Origin of the sequence: Streptomyces sp. NPDC058650, from assembly GCF_042717315.1 — a bacterium.
GTDB lineage: Bacteria > Actinomycetota > Actinomycetes > Streptomycetales > Streptomycetaceae > Streptomyces.
This window is the reverse complement of record NZ_JBHXRL010000044.1, coordinates 1-1,930: the sequence shown is the minus strand read 5'-3', so window position 1 is coordinate 1,930 and position 1,930 is coordinate 1. Positions and strand designations below refer to the sequence as shown.

General features: G+C 70.3%; 2 protein-coding genes. Both read right to left on the bottom strand.

Going from position 1 to position 1,930, the window contains the following annotated elements; all coding sequences use genetic code 11:
- Nucleotides 1–53: 53 nt before the first annotated feature.
- Complete coding sequence (locus ACFWWU_RS37070; protein ID WP_384153558.1) at nucleotides 54–1,178, bottom strand: enoyl-CoA hydratase/isomerase family protein; 1,125 nt, start codon at nucleotides 1,176–1,178, stop codon at nucleotides 54–56.
- A 45-nt stretch (nucleotides 1,179–1,223) separates the two neighbouring features.
- Nucleotides 1,224–1,817: an HAD family hydrolase gene (locus tag ACFWWU_RS37065; RefSeq protein ID WP_384153555.1), complete on the bottom strand. Its 594-nt coding sequence runs from the start codon at nucleotides 1,815–1,817 to the stop codon at nucleotides 1,224–1,226.
- Nucleotides 1,818–1,930 lie beyond the last annotated feature (113 nt).

The following is a 1,930-nucleotide window of genomic DNA, read 5'->3' as shown; positions in this document are numbered from 1 at the left end:
GTGGGCAGGAATCTCGCAAATGCACGCTCAATTTGCGATTGATGTATACAAAGCTAGGCGGGCCAGACCGGGTCGAATCGCTCATCGGCGAGCACCCGGGCCGCGAGGCCGGGGTCGACCGCGGCGAGCGTCGACGGGTTCCAGCGCGGGTTGCGGTCCTTGTCGATGACCTGGGCGCGGATGCCCTCACGCAGGTCATGCTGCTCGATGAACCACGAGACGAGTCGGAACTCCTGCTCAAGGGCGTCTTCGAGGCTGCGCAGCGTGCGGGCGCGGCGCACCGACTCGAGCGTCACGGTGAGCGCGGTCGGCGAGAGGGTCTCGAGCTCGTCGGCGGCGGCGGCCGCGTAGGCGGTCGCGCCGGGATCGAGCGGATGCTGCGGGAAGGAGCTCGACGCAGCACCTCCCGTGGTCGCCGTCGACCGCCCCTCTGCGAAGGCGCGCAGTCGTTCGATGATCTCGGCGACGGTGGGCGCCGAGTAGCAGGCGTCGACCCAGTCGCGGGCGAGTGCGAGGGCCGACGGGCCGGGCGTCTCGTCGAAGAGCATGACGATCTCGGCCGGGCTGCCGGGGTCGGCGCGCTCGGCGAGCGCCTGGATGACGTGCGGCAGCCGCTCGGAGGGCACGAACGAGTCGGCGAAGCCGGCGTGCATCGCGTCGGCGGCGTCCATCGTGCGGGAGTTGAGGGCGAGGTGCACGCCGAGCTCGCCCGGGGCCTTCGCGAGCAGCCAGCTGCCGCCGACATCCGGGGTGAAGCCGATGCGGGTCTCGGGCATCGCGATGCGCGATCGCTCGGTGACGATGCGGATCGAGGCGTGGCCGGCGAGGCCGATGCCGCCGCCCATCGTGATGCCGTCCATGAGCGCCACGACGGGCTTGGGGTAGCGCGCGATCATCGCGTCGAGCCGGTACTCCGCGCGGAAGAACTCCCGGGCTTCGGCGTGGTCGTCGTTCGAGGCATACGTGTAGAGCTCGCGGATGTCGCCGCCGGCGCAGAAGCCGCGCTCCCCCGCGCCGTCGAGCACGACGACGCCGACCTCGGAGTCGGTCCGCCAGAGCTCGAAGATCGCGGCGAGTTCGCGGATCATCTCGTAGCTCAGGGCGTTCAGCGCCTGCGGACGGTCGAGCGTGACGTGGCCGACACCGTCGGCGACGCTCGCGGAGATGTGGTCGCTCACGAGTGCCACCGTAGCCGCATCCCGCGGGTTCCGGGCTCCCACGCGCTAGGACCTGGGCGGCCGAACCTCGACACCCGCGGCCCTGAGGTGATCGCGAAGGCCGTCGACGCCGTCGAACAGGTGGGTGCGCATCGAGAGGCAGTCGGCCCCGACGAGCTTCGAAGCGGAGTCGTCGGTGAAGAACACCTCCTCGGCCGTCACCTCGAGGCGGTCGAGCACATGCTCGAACGCGCGGACATCGGGCTTCACGAAGCCGATCTCGGCCGAGTTGAAGATCGCGTCGAACCGGTCGGCGATGCCCATCGCCGCGAACTCCGTCGGGATGGTGTCGGTGCCGTTCGTGAGCACGGCCGTTCTGAGCCCCAGGCCGCGAACCTCGTCGGACAGATCGAGCAGCGCCTCGTCAACGGCCGCGGGTTGCACGCCCCACTCCTCGGCCGCCGGCGCACTTCCGGCCGATTCGCTGACCTGCCGCACCCACTCGGCTCGGGTGATCCGCCCGGTCGTGACCTCCTCGATCAGCGGCTTCGCGAAGGCGATGCCCTCGATCGTGCCTGCGGCCAGCCCGTGCCGGCGTTCGATGTCGGCCAGGTGGCTCGGGTCGAAGTGTCGGATGACGCCGTCGAGGTCGAAGAGCACAACGCGAATCATCCGACGATCCTCGCAGATGCGGGGAACGGAGTGGGCCGCAAGGGCGCCGTACCGAGCTCGCCCCCACGAGATCTCGATACGGCGTCCCCGCGGCCCACTCG